Annotated in this window: 16 protein-coding genes and 1 pseudogene; 10 read left to right on the forward strand and 7 right to left on the reverse strand. The window is 72.8% G+C overall.

Annotated features, from left to right (window positions below; genetic code table 11):
- Positions 1-13: 13 nt before the first annotated feature.
- Together OG521_20735 and OG521_20740 are read left to right on the forward strand one after the other, a co-directional pair.
- Positions 14-1,735 carry a SpoIIE family protein phosphatase gene (locus OG521_20735; GenBank protein WUW23075.1) on the forward strand — a complete coding sequence of 574 codons (1,722 nt, stop codon included), beginning with the start codon at positions 14-16 and terminating at the stop codon, positions 1,733-1,735.
- Positions 1,736-1,782: 47 nt separating this feature from the next.
- Positions 1,783-2,226 carry a hypothetical protein gene (locus OG521_20740; protein WUW23076.1) on the forward strand — a complete coding sequence of 148 codons (444 nt, stop codon included), beginning with the start codon at positions 1,783-1,785 and terminating at the stop codon, positions 2,224-2,226.
- Here OG521_20740 and OG521_20745 read toward each other — a convergent pair.
- The 5 genes and pseudogenes from OG521_20745 to OG521_20765 form a co-directional block, all read right to left on the reverse strand.
- The gene (locus OG521_20745) at positions 2,184-3,032 is read right to left on the reverse strand and encodes a GNAT family N-acetyltransferase (GenBank protein ID WUW23077.1); all 849 of its coding nucleotides are present in this window, start codon (positions 3,030-3,032) and stop codon (positions 2,184-2,186) included. The genes OG521_20740 and OG521_20745 overlap by 43 nt on opposite strands.
- 51 nt (positions 3,033-3,083) lie before the next feature.
- Positions 3,084-3,690 (reverse strand): annotated as a pseudogene (locus tag OG521_20750) (hypothetical protein).
- Complete coding sequence (locus tag OG521_20755) at positions 3,687-4,946, reverse strand: hypothetical protein (GenBank protein WUW23078.1); 1,260 nt, start codon at positions 4,944-4,946, stop codon at positions 3,687-3,689. The pseudogene OG521_20750 and the gene OG521_20755 overlap by 4 nt, the downstream one beginning before the upstream one ends.
- A gap of 91 nt (positions 4,947-5,037) precedes the next feature.
- The gene (locus tag OG521_20760; protein ID WUW23079.1) at positions 5,038-5,598 is read right to left on the reverse strand and encodes a toxin; all 561 of its coding nucleotides are present in this window, start codon (positions 5,596-5,598) and stop codon (positions 5,038-5,040) included.
- Between the two features lie 4 nt (positions 5,599-5,602).
- The gene (locus tag OG521_20765) at positions 5,603-6,049 is read right to left on the reverse strand and encodes a hypothetical protein (GenBank protein WUW23080.1); all 447 of its coding nucleotides are present in this window, start codon (positions 6,047-6,049) and stop codon (positions 5,603-5,605) included.
- 637 nt (positions 6,050-6,686) lie between these two features.
- On the opposite strand from OG521_20765, the gene OG521_20770 reads away from it, so the two are divergent.
- The 4 genes from OG521_20770 (at position 6,687) to OG521_20785 (ending at position 10,016) form a co-directional block, all read left to right on the forward strand.
- Positions 6,687-7,034, forward strand: a complete 348-nt coding sequence (locus OG521_20770) for a MerR family transcriptional regulator (GenBank protein WUW23081.1) — start codon at positions 6,687-6,689, stop codon at positions 7,032-7,034.
- Positions 7,035-7,425: 391 nt separating this feature from the next.
- Positions 7,426-7,629 carry a cold-shock protein gene (locus OG521_20775; GenBank protein WUW23082.1) on the forward strand — a complete coding sequence of 68 codons (204 nt, stop codon included), beginning with the start codon at positions 7,426-7,428 and terminating at the stop codon, positions 7,627-7,629.
- A gap of 426 nt (positions 7,630-8,055) precedes the next feature.
- A complete protein-coding gene (locus OG521_20780; protein WUW23083.1) occupies positions 8,056-9,651 on the forward strand; it encodes a DEAD/DEAH box helicase in 1,596 nt (531 codons plus the stop codon).
- A 53-nt stretch (positions 9,652-9,704) separates the two neighbouring features.
- Complete coding sequence (locus OG521_20785; GenBank protein WUW23084.1) at positions 9,705-10,016, forward strand: SCO5918 family protein; 312 nt, start codon at positions 9,705-9,707, stop codon at positions 10,014-10,016.
- Positions 10,017-10,123: 107 nt separating this feature from the next.
- Here OG521_20785 and crcB (OG521_20790) read toward each other — a convergent pair whose 3' ends face one another.
- Positions 10,124-10,498: a fluoride efflux transporter CrcB gene (crcB, locus tag OG521_20790; GenBank protein WUW23085.1), complete on the reverse strand. Its 375-nt coding sequence runs from the start codon at positions 10,496-10,498 to the stop codon at positions 10,124-10,126.
- Between the two features lie 58 nt (positions 10,499-10,556).
- Positions 10,557-10,973 carry a fluoride efflux transporter CrcB gene (gene crcB / locus OG521_20795; protein ID WUW23086.1) on the reverse strand — a complete coding sequence of 139 codons (417 nt, stop codon included), beginning with the start codon at positions 10,971-10,973 and terminating at the stop codon, positions 10,557-10,559.
- Between the two features lie 335 nt (positions 10,974-11,308).
- Between crcB (OG521_20795) and OG521_20800 the strand changes: the two genes are divergently transcribed.
- From OG521_20800 to OG521_20815, 4 genes are all read left to right on the forward strand, one after another.
- A complete protein-coding gene (locus OG521_20800; protein ID WUW23087.1) occupies positions 11,309-12,856 on the forward strand; it encodes a hypothetical protein in 1,548 nt (515 codons plus the stop codon).
- 189 nt (positions 12,857-13,045) lie between these two features.
- Positions 13,046-13,789, forward strand: coding sequence for a polyprenol monophosphomannose synthase (locus tag OG521_20805; protein ID WUW23088.1), 744 nt, complete (start codon positions 13,046-13,048; stop codon positions 13,787-13,789).
- Positions 13,790-13,926: 137 nt separating this feature from the next.
- Complete coding sequence (locus tag OG521_20810; GenBank protein WUW23089.1) at positions 13,927-14,688, forward strand: peptidoglycan recognition protein; 762 nt, start codon at positions 13,927-13,929, stop codon at positions 14,686-14,688.
- A gap of 72 nt (positions 14,689-14,760) precedes the next feature.
- The gene (locus tag OG521_20815) at positions 14,761-15,378 is read left to right on the forward strand and encodes a GNAT family N-acetyltransferase (protein ID WUW23090.1); all 618 of its coding nucleotides are present in this window, start codon (positions 14,761-14,763) and stop codon (positions 15,376-15,378) included.
- Positions 15,379-15,446: the final 68 nt, after the last annotated feature.

Raw genomic sequence — 15,446 nt, forward strand, 5'->3', positions numbered from 1 at the left:
CCAGGAGGTTGCCTTGCAGGCCGATGTGCACGCCGACGGTCCGTTGCCGCTCGACATCGCGGCGCTCGCGGCTCTGATCGACGGCACCACGGCAGGAGTGGGCGTCCTCGACACCGGGCTGCGCTACCTGTACGTGAACCCGGCCCTCGAACGGCTCAACGGCGTCCCGGCCGCCGCGCACCTGGGCCGTACGGTCGCCGAGGTGCTGCCCGAGGTCGACGCCCGCGAGGACATGATGCGCGAGGTGCTGGCCGACGGCCGGGCCCGCGAGATCACCTCCAGCGGCCGGACCCCGGCCGAGTCCGGCACCGCCCGGCGCTACTGGCACGGCGCCTACCACCGGCTGGAGGTGGGCGGCCGGGTCGTGGGCCTCGCCGGGATCGTGCTGGAGGTCATGGCCTCCGACGAGGAACAGCGCCAGCTGGCCCAGGCCCGGCGCCACCTGAACCTCCTGGACACCGCGAGCACCCGGATCGGCACCACCCTCGACATGGACACCACCTGCGCCGAGCTCGTCGACCTCGTCGTCCCGGCCCTCGCCGACCTCGCCACCGTCGAGGTCTTCCCGCCGGACGTCGCCCCGCCGGTGCGGCCCGCGCCGCCCGGCGTGATCCGGCTGCGGCGGGCGGCCCTGACGGCGGTGCCGGGGCTGCGCGAGGAGGTCGAGCGGTTCGGAGTCGCCGGCGACTACATCGACTACCAGGAGGACTCGGCCGTACCGCGCTGCCTGGCCACCAACCAGCCCGTGGTGGAGAACCTCACCGGCGACGAGCAGCTCGGCCGCTCCGCGCCCTCACCCGAACGGGTCGCCGCCTACCGGGCCCTCGGGATGCACTCGGCGGTCATCGTGCCGGTCACGGTCCGCAGCGGTCCGATCGGCATCCTCGGCCTGGTCAGGGCCGGGGACTCCCCCGTCTTCACGGACGAGGACGTGGTCGTCGCCCGGGAGCTCGCCGGGCGGGCCGCCGTCGACCTCGACCACGCGCGCCGCTTCACCCACGAGCACACCATCGCGCTGGAGCTCCAGCGCTCCCTGCTCTCCGAGCCGCGTGCGCCGCACCCGCACATCGAGATCGCCACCCGCTATCTGCCGGCCGACCGGAGCGTGCTCGTCGGCGGCGACTGGTTCGACGTCATCCCGCTGCCCGACGGACGCCACCTCAAGGCGATGGGCGATGTGATGGGGCACGGCGTCGAGGCGGCCGTCGCGATGAGCCACTACCGCTCGCTGCTGCGGCTGCTGGCCGACGAGGAACTCCCGCCGCACCGCATCCTGGAGCAGCTCGACCGGATGGTCGAACGGTCCGGGCTCGACCGGGCCGCGACCTGCCTGATCGCCGTCGTCGACCGGGCCGGCGGGGTGTGCCAGGTGTCCAGCGCCGGCCATCTGCCGCCGGTGTTCATCGACCCCGGCCCGGCCGGCACCTGGCTGGGCGACGTGGCCGCGGGCCCGCCGCTCGGTACCGGCTTCGGCGGCTACCGGACGACGAGGGTGGAGTGCGGACCGGGCACCGTGCTGTTCATGTACACCGACGGACTGGTGGAGCGGCGCGGCGAGGACATCGACGTGTCCGTCGGCCGGCTCAGGGAGCTGACCCTGCCCGGGAGCGGCGATCTGGAGGAACTCCTGGACGCCGTGCTCGACCGCTTCGGCCCGGGCGCCGAGGACGACATCGCGGTGATGGCCTCCCGGGCACGGGTACCGGCACCGGACGGCGGCTGCGCGACGGGCTGAGCCGCGGGCCGGCGGCGTTGTCAGTGCCGGGTGCGACGATCGGGGACATGAAGCCGTTGCTCCTCGCCGACATCGAGGCCGCCGTCCGCAGCAGCTGGGGTGCCGACACCACCACACCCGAGCACCGCCCGCACTGGACACCCGCGAACCCAGCCCGTGACCAGTGCGGCGTCACCGCCCTGGTCCTGCACGACCTGCTGGGCGGTGAGCTGATCCGCGGCGAGGTCCATGTCGACGGCGTGCGCACGGACTTCCACTGGTGGAACAGACCGGCCCCGGGGACCGAGATCGACCTGACGCGCGAGCAGTTCGGCCCCGGGGAGATCGTCTCGGGCGGCACGGCGGTCGTCCGCCCGCCGCGGATCGTCCGGCTCCGCGAGGAGTACGAGCTGCTCCGCGACCGGGTCATGGAGCTGCTCCACGGTGAGGCGCGGCAGGCCCCCGCGGATCAGCCCAGTTCGAGACTGGTGATGCCGAACAGCCCGGTGTGATCGACGTCCGGCGGAGTACCGGTGTACATCCGGGCCGTCTCGAACGACGGGGTGAGCCCCAGCTGTTCGGCCAGCCGTACCGCCGCCGGGTTGACGTCGGGCACGTCCACGGCGACGGGCGTGGACGGATCGGTCGCCGCGAGCGCGCCCACCAGCGCCCGGGCGATCTCCGGCGTGGCCGCGTACAGCGGGCCGATGCGTGAGGACGTCCGGCAGGCGCGCAGCACGGCGAGCCCCCGCACCTCGCCCTCGGACAGCGCGGCCAGCGCGGTGCGCCCCGGCGTGGTGGTCCAGGCCGCCAGGAAGCCGTCCCGCTCCTCCGGGAAGAACCGCCGGTCGTACGCGGTGACCTGGCCGAAGGGCAGTGTGCGGACGTCCACCAGGGTGACGCCGGGAGGCAGGTCGATGCCGTCCGGGACGAGCCCCTCGTACCGCAGGTTCGTCCAGGCCGGACGGAAGCCGGACTTCCGGTAGTTGGGCTGCTGCTCCACGACCCCGTCCAGCCCGGTGTTCCGCCCGGCCAGCCGCGCCGTCCCGGTGGCCCAGAGCCGGCTCCCGTACCCCTGGCCGCGCAGTTCCGGGCGGGTCAGATAGAAACCCAGGAAGCCGGAGCCGGAGCCGTAGCGGACCACGGAGACACAGGAGGCGGGCGCCCCGTCGAGCCGGCCGACCAGGAAGCCGCACGGGTCGGCGGCGAAGAACGCCTGACCGTCGGTCAGCCCCGGGTTCCAGCCCTCGGCATGGGCCCAGTCCGCCATCATCCTGATGTCGTCCGAGCTTGCTGTGGTGATCTCGAATGTCGGCACGGATCCACCATGGACCCGCCGGGCGGTCCGTTCAACGACGCCCCGCCCCGCTCACACGAACAGGAACGCGCCCGCCGTCACCGCTCCCAGGGCGGTCCCGGCGGTCACCTGGCCGACCGTGTGATAGCCGAGCGCCACCCGTGACCAGCACACGGCGGCCGTCATGACGTACCCGAATCAGCCACCACGGCGAGTGCACCGCGGCGAGCAGGGCGACGACGGCCGAGGCGACGGAGGCGTCCACCGAGATCTTCCAGACCGTGTTGACCGCCAGCAGGACCACGGTCATCACCCACAGGCCGAGCATCGCGATCAGGATGCCGTCGGGAGCACCGCCCAGCACCATGACGGCCGAACCGGTCCCGATGGAGCCGAGGATGACGAGGAAGATCGGTGCCCGCTTGGTCCGGTCGACGACATGGCGGTCGCCCCAGGTGCCGCGCCCCCGCTCCCACTCGATGTACCCGGCCGGGACGAGCCCGGCGCACAGGGCGCCGAGGAAACCCCAGAGCAGCCCGGTCCAGTCGCCCGCCGCCGCCACCCCGATGCCGAGCATGCCGGCCAGCAGGAGGTTGCGGGGCTGGAAGACGTCGGTCACGGTGCGCGCGGCGGACCTCTCGGTGCCGGGGCCCGTCACGGTGTCGTCGGTGGTGCTCATGCCTGCTGCTCCTCTGCCGCCGCGGTGGATTCCAGTACCTGCCGGGCCCGTTCCGACGTGACCGTGCGGTAGGCCGCCGCCACCCGGACCAGCCGGGCGACCTCGCCGTCCTGGTCGGTCGCGTGCGGGCTGCCGACGGCGGCCGCCCCGCCCGCGGGCGCCCCGGCGCCGTGGGCCGCGAGCGCCGCCTTGATCCAGTAGGCGTCGGCCAGCGGCCCGGCCTGCTCCGGGCCGGAGGCGTCGGCAGCGGCGGCGGCCTCGGCGGCCGGCAGCAGGGTGTCTGGCACGTGGTGGCGCAGCTTCTCCACCGCGTCGGCGATGTCCGCGGACCAGCGGTCGATGCGCAGGTCGGCGGGGGCGTCGAAGCGGGTCAGCTCGCGCAGCAGCGGCGCGGGGGGCTCGAAGGGCTGGTCGGGGAAGGCAGCCATCAGCTCGTACCAGAGGGCGTGCAGCCGCACCTGGGCCCGCCAGAGCTTCGCCCGGCGGCGGACGCTGCTCAGCGCGGGGACGGAGGCGCCGACCGCGAAGAAGGCGAACAGCACCAGCTGCGCGGCCTCGGTGATCTCGTCGAAGTCCAGCGCGAAGGCCTCGCTCGGCCGGTCGACGACGCTGACCCAGAGGAACAGCGTCCGGCTGACGGTGTAGCCGACGCCGATGAACATCGCGAACGTCATCATCCCCAGGCCCACCCGCAGATGACGCAGCCGGGCGGCAGCGGTGGCGAGCGCCCACTGGTAGGCGCAGACGGCGGACGCGGCCCCGAGGTAGAGGTAGAACACGCTCATGTAGAGCGTCGCGCCCCACTGCCCGGCGTGGTCGGCGACGAAGCGGTCCGAGGGTGTGGACCGGTCGACGACGGTGAAGAACAGCACCGTCAGCAGCACGAGTGTGGCGACGGACGCCTTCGCCGCGACCTGCTGGATCAGCCGCGCGAACCGTACGTGGCGCGGGACGGCCCCGGCGTCGGCGTACTGGCCGTAGATCGCGACGATGTAGCTGAGAATGGCCAGAATCGCGACGGTCGCGGTGTAGTGCTTGATGAGCACCGAAAGATCGGTCACCGGGCTGTCGTTGAGCCCGATGCGCACGGCCCGCGTCTTGGTCCACAGCGCGGCGGCGAATCCCGCGTAACAACCCCACAGCGCCCGTCGGCGCCGGTCCTCCTCGTCGCCCCACAGGGCGGCCGGCATGCGCCACAGGGCGACGGCTGTCATCAGGCCGGCTATCAGATAACCGGCGACGTCGAGCGGGGTCACGGCAGAAGTCCTTGCGGTGCGGGGAACGGGGGAAGGGGCGGACACGAGCGGGACGGAGCGGTGCGGCCGTGCGGACCGCGGTCCCGCGGACCTAGAAGCGGCGGAACAGACCGCGGCGGCGGTGGGCGACAGGGCGGGACAGCGAGTTCGCGAGCCGCCCCACCATGTCATCGCTCGTCACGTCCCGGGCCATGCGGGGGATGAGGGAGGCGCCGAATTCGGCCATGCGTTCGTCATGGGTGTCGTACTGGGCGCGGGCCTGCACCGCGTCGGGGTTCCGCAGCGCGTCGGGGCCGACCACCCGGGCGATCAGCGAGGTGTCGAAGACGGGCAGCAGCCGCCGCAGCTGCTCCGCGTCCAGCGAGGTGCCGTGGTCGAACCACTCGTGGCAGAGCTCGTGGAGGATGACGTGCTGGGTCTGGTACGCGGTGGGGCGGCGGCGGAAGAGGACGAAGCTGGTGCCGCCGGCCTTCAGCCGCAGCCCGCAGGCGGTGCCGGCGCCGACCAGCCGGTCGGGCATCTCGTGCAGCACGATGGTGCGGCCGCGGGCCGCCTCCATGTTCGCCACCAGACCCTCGACGGTGAAGGGGGAGGGGAGGGGGAGACCGGTCAGACCGGCCTCGCACTCCTTCCGCAGGGCGCGCAGGGACACGGCGCTAGCTCCGTGGTCCGCCGTCGGCGGGCGGCTGCCGGTCCTTCGCGTCCTGGAGCAGGGCGAGCGCGAACCGCAGCAGCTCCGGCGGCAGTCCGTCCTCGTCCAGTCCCCGCCCGGCCAGCCCGCTGATCTCACCGGTGCGCCGCTTCGCCAGGAACTGCAGTCCGGCGACGACGTCGTCGACGACCTCGGACTCCTCCTTGAAGAAGCGCCAGTCCACCCCGAAGCCGAGGCCGAGCGCCTTGAGGATCTCCTCGGACGGCTGGGTCACCTTGCCGGCGAGGATGTTGGAGAAGTAGCTGTGGGAGAGGGACCCGCCGCGCTCCTTGACCAGGTCGGCGAAGACCCGGCCCGAGATCTTGCGGCCGGGGAAGGTCTTCTCGACCATGTACTCCACCTTCTGCCGCAACGTCCGCAGCTCCGGCGCGCGCTCTTCGCCGCTGTCCATCGGACCCCCACGTTCACGTCCACCGCCCGGGCCGCCGTCCGGTTTCCGCGCGGTGATCGATTCGGTCAACGGGCTCGTACTGTAACCAACGCGCCGGAGGCGGCCGCGGTCCGGGAGCGCCGGCGGGGTTCCGTAAGGGGATGAAGTGGAACATCCTTCTCCGGTGTCCGGATCGGGCTTGCGCAAACACTCTACGTCACTGTTAACTCGAAAAAACATGGGCAGGGGACCACGAGGGGAGCCCCTTGCCCATGAAGTCGGCTGCGCGAAGCCGCCCGGTGTCCGGGGTCCGGTGCGCACAGGGGTGTAGCCCTTCACGACGGGGGATGCGTGAAGGGCTACACCTGCATTATGGCCCCCTGGTCAGGCAGTCATCAACTGACCGGCCGGTCAGTGTTCTTGGCCGCCGCCGTCAGGGCTGCCTCCCGGCTGCCGTCGCGGCGGCCGAACCGGTCGGTCCGCGCAGGGGCCGGGCCAGGTCAGGGGCGGGCCCGGAGGAGTGCCGGGGGCCGGTGCGGACCAGATTATTTCCCCCGTCCGGCCCGGGAAATCTGTCGCGGCTATGCTAGACCCGATGGCTCGCACAATGAGAGTTTCTCTTTCGGTCAACGAAGTCAGCGATACGCGGCAGGTGCACATGCCCCCCGAGACCCCTCCGCAGTCCACCGACCGTCTCGATGACGACGACTTCCCCGCCTACACCATGGGCCGCGCCGCGGAGATGATCGGCGCCACGCCCGGTTTCCTCCGCGCGATCGGTGAGGCCCGGCTGATCACACCCCTGCGGTCGGAGGGCGGTCACCGCCGCTACTCCCGCTACCAGCTGCGCATCGCCGCCCGCGCCCGCGAACTCGTCGACGGGGGAACCCCGATCGACGCGGCCTGCCGCATCGTGATCCTGGAGGACCAGCTCGAAGAGGCGCTCCGGCTGAACGAGGAACTGCGCCGGCCCCGCGCGGGCTCCGGCGGCCAGGCCGGCGCCTGAGCGTCCGGGGCGGCCGCCCGGCGGGACGCCGGAGCGGGGCCCGCGGCGACCGGCGGAGTGTCCGGGGCCGCCGCCGGCCCGGCGGCGCGGTGGCGCAGCCCGCGCATATCTATAGCCGCAGCGACAGAATTTGATGCAATGTGCGGTGAAGGTTTATGACGCGGCGGGCGGAGTGAAATTACTTGCCGCGCCCGCTCGCATTCATTGTGCTACTGTGGATCTCAGTTGCAGTTGTGGTTCCCAAAGACTCCAAGTGCTCTCCCCGGCTAAATGGGCCGGTGGGTGCGCTTTTGTATTTTCCGGTTCATTATCCGGATGGGGTAATCATCGCGGCGACGCGGGGCTCGCACAGTGCGAGTCCCACGGGCTCTGCCCCAGAAGGAGATAAAACATGGCTACTGGCACCGTCAAGTGGTTCAACGCGGAAAAGGGCTTCGGCTTCATCGAGCAGGACGGCGGCGGCGCTGACGTCTTCGCCCACTACTCGAACATCGCCGCCAGCGGCTTCCGTGAGCTGCAGGAGGGCCAGAAGGTGAACTTCGACGTCACGCAGGGCCAGAAGGGCCCGCAGGCGGAGAACATCACCCCCGCGTGAATCTGATGGCACCGGCGCGCAAGCGCTGAGATGTGCATCCACAGCTGGGGCCCGCACCTTGGGTGCGGGCCCCAGCTCGTTGCTTTTCCAGGGTCCGCCCCCGTGCACGCCGTGCCGGCACCACCGCCACGAGCCGCCGGGGAAGCGCACAGGACCCCTGACTTTCCACCGTGCGGCGGACGATCCGCCATGGCTCCCGGACCACCGGTCCGCCGGAGCCCCGTGACGTGACCTGCAGGCCCGCATTCCCGGCCGGTGTGTTCCGTCATTGCGAAGCGCCGGACCCGGTTCTGCCGGGCCCGTATCGGCTCAAGACCGGCTGCCGGGCTTCGTTCACGTATGCCAACGGCCCGTTCTTGCGATTCTTGTGCCGCTCGTCGCCGCAATGAATTCCTCGATACGCGCCATATCGAGGAAGGGTTCCGTATGAACCGCGACCGCACACCCCGCTCGAACGACCGATTCACCCGCACCTCCCGCACCGGCGGCGGCTCCGCCACCGGTGGCTCGCGGGCAGGCGGCGGCTTCCGCTCGCAGGCCCCGGGCCGTCAGGGCGGCGGACAGGGACGCTTCGGCGCCCCGGCGCAGCGCTCCGGCGGCTACGGCCGCCGTCCCGCCGCGAAGCAGGGCGAGTTCGCCCTGCCGAAGACCATCACGCCGGGCCTGCCCGCCGTCGAGGCCTTCGCCGATCTGGAGATGCCCGCGGCCCTGCTGTCGGCGCTCGCCACCCAGGGCGTCACCGTGCCCTTCCCGATCCAGGCGGCCACGCTGCCGAACTCGCTCGCCGGCCGTGACGTGCTCGGCCGCGGCCGCACCGGCTCCGGCAAGACGCTCGCCTTCGGGCTCGCCCTGCTGTCCCGGATCGAGGGACGGCGCGCCGAGGCCCGCCGCCCGCTGGCCCTGGTCCTCGTCCCCACCCGGGAACTGGCCCAGCAGGTCACCGACGCCCTCACCCCTTACGCCCGTTCGCTCAAGCTGCGGATGGCCACGGTCGTCGGCGGCATGTCGATCGGCCGGCAGTCCGCGGCGCTGCGCGGCGGCTCCGAGGTCGTCGTCGCCACCCCCGGCCGGCTCAAGGACCTGATCGAGCGCGGCGACTGCGCCCTGGACCGGGTCTCGATCACCGTCCTGGACGAGGCCGACCAGATGGCCGACATGGGCTTCATGCCGCAGGTCACCGAGCTGCTCGACCAGGTGCAGCCGGAGGGCCAGCGGATGCTGTTCTCGGCCACCCTGGACCGCAACGTCGACCTGCTGGTCCGCCGCTATCTGCACGACCCGGTCGTCCACTCGGTCGACCCGGCCGCCGGTGCGGTGACGACGATGGAGCACCACGTGCTCTACGTCCGCGGCGCCGACAAGTACGCCACCACGACGGAGATCGCCGCCCGCGACGGCCGGGTGATCATGTTCCTCGACACCAAGCACGCCGTGGACAAGCTCACCGACCACCTGCTCAGCAGCGGTGTCAGGGCGGCGGCGCTGCACGGCGGCAAGTCCCAGCCGCAGCGCACCCGCACCCTGACCCGGTTCAAGACCGGGCACGTCACCGTGCTGGTCGCCACCAACGTCGCGGCGCGCGGCATCCACGTCGACAACCTCGACCTGGTCGTCAACGTCGACCCGCCGAGCGACCACAAGGACTACCTGCACCGCGGCGGCCGCACCGCCCGGGCCGGCGAGTCCGGCAGCGTCGTCACCCTGGTGCTGCCCAACCAGCGCCGCGAGATGACGCGCCTGATGGCCGACGCCGGGATCACCCCGCAGATCGCCGAGGTCCGCTCCGGCGAGGCCGAGCTGAGCCGGATCACCGGCGCGCAGGCGCCCTCCGGTGTGCCCGTCACCATCACCTCGCCCGCGTCCGAGCGTCCCAAGGGCGGTTCCTCGTCCCGCGGCCGGCGCAGCCGTCCGGCGCAGGCCCGCCGCACGTCGTCGGCGTCGTCGTCCTCGGCGCCCTCCGCTTCCTCCCAGCCGAGGGGCGGCGGCGCTCAGCGTCGCTCCTCCGGCAATCGCGCCGCCTGACCGACATCCGCGTTCCCGCCCGGTTCCGCTCCCCGACCCCGTGGAGGCACACAATGCGCTGCGTCATCGCCCGTTTCCCCTTCGACCTGTTCAAGCACGAGGTCGAGGATTCGATGAAGGGCATCAAGCCCGAACCCGTCACCGGAGAATCGGTGATCATCAGCCGCCGTGTGTACCCGGTCAAGCAGGTGGGTGAAGTGATCACCCGGCAGGACCGCCGCGACTTCTCCGCCGGTGAGGTGACCAGGGCGCTCTCGCGCCTCGGCTTCACCTGCCGCTCCGTCCCGGCCCCGGCCGCGCCCGTGGAGCTGAGCCCCCTGGAGGCGGCATCGGCCGCACTGGGGACGCCCGGCCAGGACGCCTGACCCGTCAGCGCAGAGCCGCACGGCAAGGCCCGGTCTCCCTTCGGGGAGGCCGGGCCTTCGGCGTACGGGCCCGGGTCCGCCCGGCGGGACCGGGGCGGGGCGGCTCCTCAGGCCCAGAGCGCCTCGGCGAGCCCGACGCCCACGAACACCGCGCCGAGCCCCGCGACGACGCTCGCCACCACGTTGGCCGCCGCGTGGAACCGGGCCCCGTCCTCGGCCAGCCGCAGCGTCTCGTAACTGAAGGTCGAGTACGTGGTCAGCGCCCCGCACAGGCCCGTGCCGAGCAGCAGCTGGACGTGCGAGGACGCGGCGCCTGCCGCCACCGCGCCGGTCAGCAGGCCCAGCACCAGGCAGCCGCTGACGTTCACCGTGAAGGTCCCCCACGGGAAGGCGGTGCCGTGCCGGGCCTGCACCGCGCGGTCGGTCAGATACCGCAGCGGGGCGCCGACCGACGCGCCGATGATCACCAGCAGCCAGTTCACCGGCGCTCCCGCGGTACGCGGCCGCCCGGCCGCGGGTCCGGTCCGGTCGTCGGCGCTGTCATGCCTGCCTCCACGCCAGTGCGCGGCGGGTCAGCCACACCGCGCTCCACACCGCCGCGAGGGCCGCGAGCAGTGTCAGTCCCAGATAGGCCAGGCCGGTGCGGGCCCGGCCGCCGTCGACGAGGCGCTCGATGTCCACGGCGTAGGTCGAGAACGTGGTGAACCCGCCGAGCACGCCGGTGCCGAAGAACGGCCGCACCAGCCGGTGGGCGGACCACGCCTCGCTGATCACCACCATGAACACACCGATGACCGCGCAGCCGACGACGTTCACCACCAGGGTCGTCCAGGGGAATCCGCCGGTCGCGGTGGGCCACAGGAGCGATGCCCCGTAGCGGGCACAGGCTCCCGTCGCGCCGCCCAGCGCGACGACCGCGACGACGGCGGTCTGCGGGTTGCGGGGTTTCGTGGACACACGTCTCCTACCTGCCGGGGCGCCCGCAGGACGCGGGCGCGCGCTCGTGCGCAAGTAGGGACCGTTGGCGGCGCTCCGGCCGCGGTTCGGGTACGGCGGGCCCCACCGCCGTGCGGCGACCGTCACCGGTCCCCGCTCCGTCCAGGCTAGCGCCCGGGCCCGGGGAGCGGGTAACGGGATCCCGCCCGGCCCGGCCCGGTCGGAGCGAAAGGCTCTAGGGTTGCCGGGTGTATGCCAGCGGGGAGTTGCGGAGAGCTGTAGAGGGCACGGCACGGGGGCGCATTCCGAGGCAGCGGGCACCGGAGGCCCGTGCGTCCTGGTGGCGGCGGCAGCGGGTGCCGCTCACGGCGGTGGCCGTCGTGGTCCCGCTCTATGCCGTGTGGGCGGCGGTCCTGGCCACCGGCGGCGGTGACCTCGCCGCGCAGCTGGCCTGGTCGGGCTTCACGGCGCGCCATCCGGGCGCCGCGTACAACCTCTCCTGGTACGGCGGGATGCACACCGCCAACTACAGCGTCTTCTCCTCGTACCTGATGGCCTTCCTCGGCGTCCGGACGGTGTCCGTGGCGGCCGGGATCGCGGCCACCTGGCTCATGGCCCTGCTCTTCGTCCGCAAGGGCGTGCCGCACGCCGTCTGGCCCGCGGTCCTCGCGGCGCTCGCGCTGTGGTGCAACGTCGCGTCGGGGCGTACGACGTTCGCCCTCGGGGTCGCCGTCGGGCTCGTCGCGCTCCTGTACGCCCACCGCCCCTGGACCGCGCTGGTGGCGGGGGCGCTGGCGACGATGGCCAGTCCGGTGGCGGGGCTGTTCCTCGTGGTGGCGGGTGCGGCGTACCTCCTGGACCGGCAGTGGCGGAAGGGGGCCGTGCTGGTGCTGCCGTTCTTCGTCGTCGTGGGCGCCACCACGCTGTTGTTCCCCTTCCACGGCGAGCAGCCCATGGCGCGCGGCCGACTGTGGATGCCGCTCCTCGTCTGCGCCGCCCTGGCGGCCGCCGCCCCCTCGGCGCGGCAGTGGCGCGTCCAGCGGTACGGCGCCGTGGTGTACGCCGTCGGGGTCGTCCTCACGTATTTCATCGCGTCCCCGATCGGTACGAACGTCGAGCGGCTGCTCGGTCTCGTCGCCGTGCCGGTGCTGCTCGCGGCGGTCCTCGTCCTCGTCCGGGAGAAGGCGTGGAAGCGCGCGGCCGTGCTGACCGTCGTCCTCGCCCTGTCCGCCAGCTGGCTCGTCGACAAGACCATGGACGACCTCCGGGTCTCCGGCGAGGTGCCGGCGTGGGCGTCCCGTACCGGAGGCGTCGTCGGTGAACTGCACCGGCTGGGCGCCCAGCTCGGCCGGGTGGAGGTCGTGCCCGCCCGCAACCACCGGGAGGCGACGGTGCTCTCCCCGTACGTGAACATGGCGCGCGGCTGGAACCGCCAGCTGGACGTCGAACGCGGGCGGCTCTTCTACGACGGGACGCTGTCGCCCGCCGAGTACCGGGCCTGGCTGGACCGTTGGGCGGTGGGCTATGTGGTGCTGCACCACGGGCAGCCGGACGGTCCCGCCGAGGCGGAGGCGGCTCTCGTCAGGTCCGGGCTGCCGTGGCTGCGGAAGGTGTGGCAGGACGGCGGCTGGACGATCTACCGCGTGCGGAACGCGACGCCGATGGTGCCCGCCCCGGCCCAGGTGGTCCGCAGCAGCGATGCCGAGCTGGTGGTGCGGATACCGGCGGCGGGCTCGGTGACCATCCGGCTCGCCCATTCGCCCTGGCTGCGGGTGCGCGGCGTCGGCGGTGCCGGCGGCGGCTGTCTGCGGCCGGACGGCGAGTGGACGAAGCTGACCGTGCCGGCGGGCGGGACCTACCGGCTGGACTCGGCGTACCGGATGCCGCGCCACCGGGGCTGCTGACCGGTCGGGACGTTCAACTCGCCTTTCCGCGGGCCCGTTTGGTGCGTGAGAAGCGGGAGGTGACCGGCTCTCGCGGCACGGCCCCGTGCGGATTCCGGGGTGCCCGTGATCGCCGATCCCGGGTGTTGGGCTCGCGCGGCCGTCCGCGTGGACCGCCGTTCACGCGGGCCCGGAGGACCGACGCGAGGAATGGCCGTGGAGAAGACGCCCCCGAGGATCGTGGTGGTCGTGCCCACCTACGACGAGCGGGCGAACCTGCCGGTCCTCGTCGGCCGGCTGAGCGAGCTGGACCTGCCCGGCCTGCACGTTCTCGTGGTGGACGACAACTCTCCCGACGGCACCGGGCAGGTCGCGGACGCGCTCGCGGCGGACACCGGCGGCCTGGTCGGGGTGCTGCACCGCGAGGAGAAGGACGGGCTGGGGCGGGCCTACGTGGCCGGTATGACGCGCGCGCTCGCCGAGGGCGCGGACGTGGTGATCCAGATGGACGCCGATCTCTCCCATCCGGTGGAGCGGGTCCCGGTCATGGTCGAGACGCTGCTCGCCGGGGACGCCGCGGTGGTGGTCGGGTCCCGCTACGTGGCCGGCGGTTCGCTCGCGACGGAATGGCCGTGGCACCGCAAGGCGCTGTCCGCCTGGGCGAACTTCTATGTGAACGCGGTCCTGCGGCTGCGGGTGAAGGACGCGACCGCCGGATTCAAGGCGTGGCGGGCCTCGGCGCCGAAGGAGATCGACGTGACCTCGGTGCGCAGCAACGGTTACGCGTTCCAGGTGGAGATGAACCACCGCGCGGTCCGGCGGGGGATGCGGATCGCGGAGGTCCCGATCCGCTTCGAGGAGCGGGTCGCCGGCGAGTCGAAGCTCGGGCTGAAGGTGGAGATCGAGTCCGCGCTCGCCCCGTGGAAGCTCCTGCTGGGGCGCGAGAAGCGCTGACGGCCGTTTCGGGCCCGGGGGCCCCGGGCGGGGCATGATCCGGCGGGCGCCGCGTCCGGGCCACGGCCCGGACCAGCGGTTTCACCCGATCGGCCACGGTATCTGCGCGCGGGGCCGTGAGGCCGCAGGGTGGTCCCATGTGGCCCCGTCGAGTCTGGCCGGCCGCCGCGGCCCTCCCGCTCACTCTCCTGATGCTGCGGGACGCCCCGGTGCGCCTCGCCCTGCCCACCCCCGTCGCCCCGGTGCACGAGCGGGCGCCCGGGGTGCCGCAGCCGGCGATCGTCACCCGGGCGGCCTGGCACGCGGACGAGAGCATCGTGCGGGAGCGCGCGGTCTACACGGGCGCGGTGCGGGCGGTCTTCATCCATCACACGGGCGAGTCCAACGACTACGACTGCGCGGACGTGCCGAGCATGCTGCGCTCGGTCGAGGAGGCCCACATCAAGGGCAACGGCTGGGACGACATCGGCTACAACTTCCTCGTCGACCGGTGCGGAACGATCTACGAGGGCCGGGCGGGCGGCATCACGCGCCCGGTCCGGGGCGCGCACACCACCGGCTTCAACGCCGACAGCGTGGGCATAGCGGTGCTGGGCAACTACGGCCGCGGGACGGAGGTGCCCCGGGTGCTCGTCCGGGCCCTCGCCAAGGTGGCCGCGTGGAAGCTGCGGCCCGGGGCCGATCCGCGCGGCACGGTGCGGCTGGTCTCCACGAACGACGCGAGCAGGTACCCGAAGGGCCGGGCGGCCGTGCTGCACGTGATCTCGGGCCATCGTGACGCGTACCAGACCAACTGTCCGGGCGAGGCGCTGTACGGCGAGCTGCCCGCGATCCGGGCCGCTGCGGCGGCCCTGCGCCGGGCACAGACGGGCACGGAGGACGCCGAGACCCCTCGCTGAACATCGCATCGATGAACATTGCACTAGTACAGAATACTTTTCTCCCTAGTTCGAAGTGGGTTAGCATGCGGCATGCCTGCGACGACCCCGCTTCCCGTGACCCTGACCGGCCGCCACGTCCGCATCGAGCCGCTGTCCCCGGACCATCTCGACGGCCTCTTCGAGGCCGGCGGCGGTGACGACGAGGTCTGGCGCTGGCAGGGCGGACCGACGCCGCACACCCCGCAGGAGCTCGGCGAGAAGCTCACGGCGCTGCTCGCCGCCGCGCGCCGCGGGGAGTGCGTCCCCCTCGCCGTCGTCGACCGCGCGAGCGGCCGGGCGGTCGGCTGGACCACGTACATGGACATCGACGTGGTCAACGAACGTCTGGAGATCGGCTCGACCTGGTACGGCCGCGCCCACTGGCGCTCGGCGGTCAACACCGAGACCAAGCTGCTGCTGATCACCCACGCCTTCGAGGAACTCGGCATGGGGCGCGTGCAGTTGAAGACCGACCACCTCAACGTCCGTTCCCAGGAGGCGATCGCCCGGCTCGGCGCCCGGCGCGAGGGCGTGCTGCGCCGTCACCGCCGCCGCCCGGACGGCACCTGGCGCGACACGGTCTACTTCTCGCTGCTCGCCGACGAGTGGCCCGAGGCGAGGGCCCGTCTCGAAGCACGGCTCGACGGCAGGCTCGCAGCCAGCGGCTGAGCCCGTTGCCGGGCCCGTCCGTGCGTCCGTGCGGGGGCCTGCCCCAGGGGCCGTGTCCACCGGCCGGT

The organism is Streptomyces sp. NBC_01463 (genome assembly GCA_036227345.1).
Classification (GTDB): Bacteria; Actinomycetota; Actinomycetes; order Streptomycetales; family Streptomycetaceae; genus Streptomyces.

Coding starts and splice junctions, on each gene's coding strand:
- OG521_20775 (WUW23082.1), top strand. CDS start 7,426: ATGGCTACTGGCACCGTCAAGTGGTTCAACGCGGAAAAGGGCTTCGGC.
- OG521_20785 (WUW23084.1), top strand. CDS start 9,705: ATGCGCTGCGTCATCGCCCGTTTCCCCTTCGACCTGTTCAAGCACGAG.
- OG521_20805 (WUW23088.1), top strand. CDS start 13,046: ATGGCCGTGGAGAAGACGCCCCCGAGGATCGTGGTGGTCGTGCCCACC.
- OG521_20765 (WUW23080.1), bottom strand. CDS start 6,049: ATGGACAGCGGCGAAGAGCGCGCGCCGGAGCTGCGGACGTTGCGGCAG.
- OG521_20770 (WUW23081.1), top strand. CDS start 6,687: ATGCCCCCCGAGACCCCTCCGCAGTCCACCGACCGTCTCGATGACGAC.
- OG521_20740 (WUW23076.1), top strand. CDS start 1,783: ATGAAGCCGTTGCTCCTCGCCGACATCGAGGCCGCCGTCCGCAGCAGC.
- OG521_20815 (WUW23090.1), top strand. CDS start 14,761: ATGCCTGCGACGACCCCGCTTCCCGTGACCCTGACCGGCCGCCACGTC.
- OG521_20780 (WUW23083.1), top strand. CDS start 8,056: ATGAACCGCGACCGCACACCCCGCTCGAACGACCGATTCACCCGCACC.
- OG521_20810 (WUW23089.1), top strand. CDS start 13,927: ATGTGGCCCCGTCGAGTCTGGCCGGCCGCCGCGGCCCTCCCGCTCACT.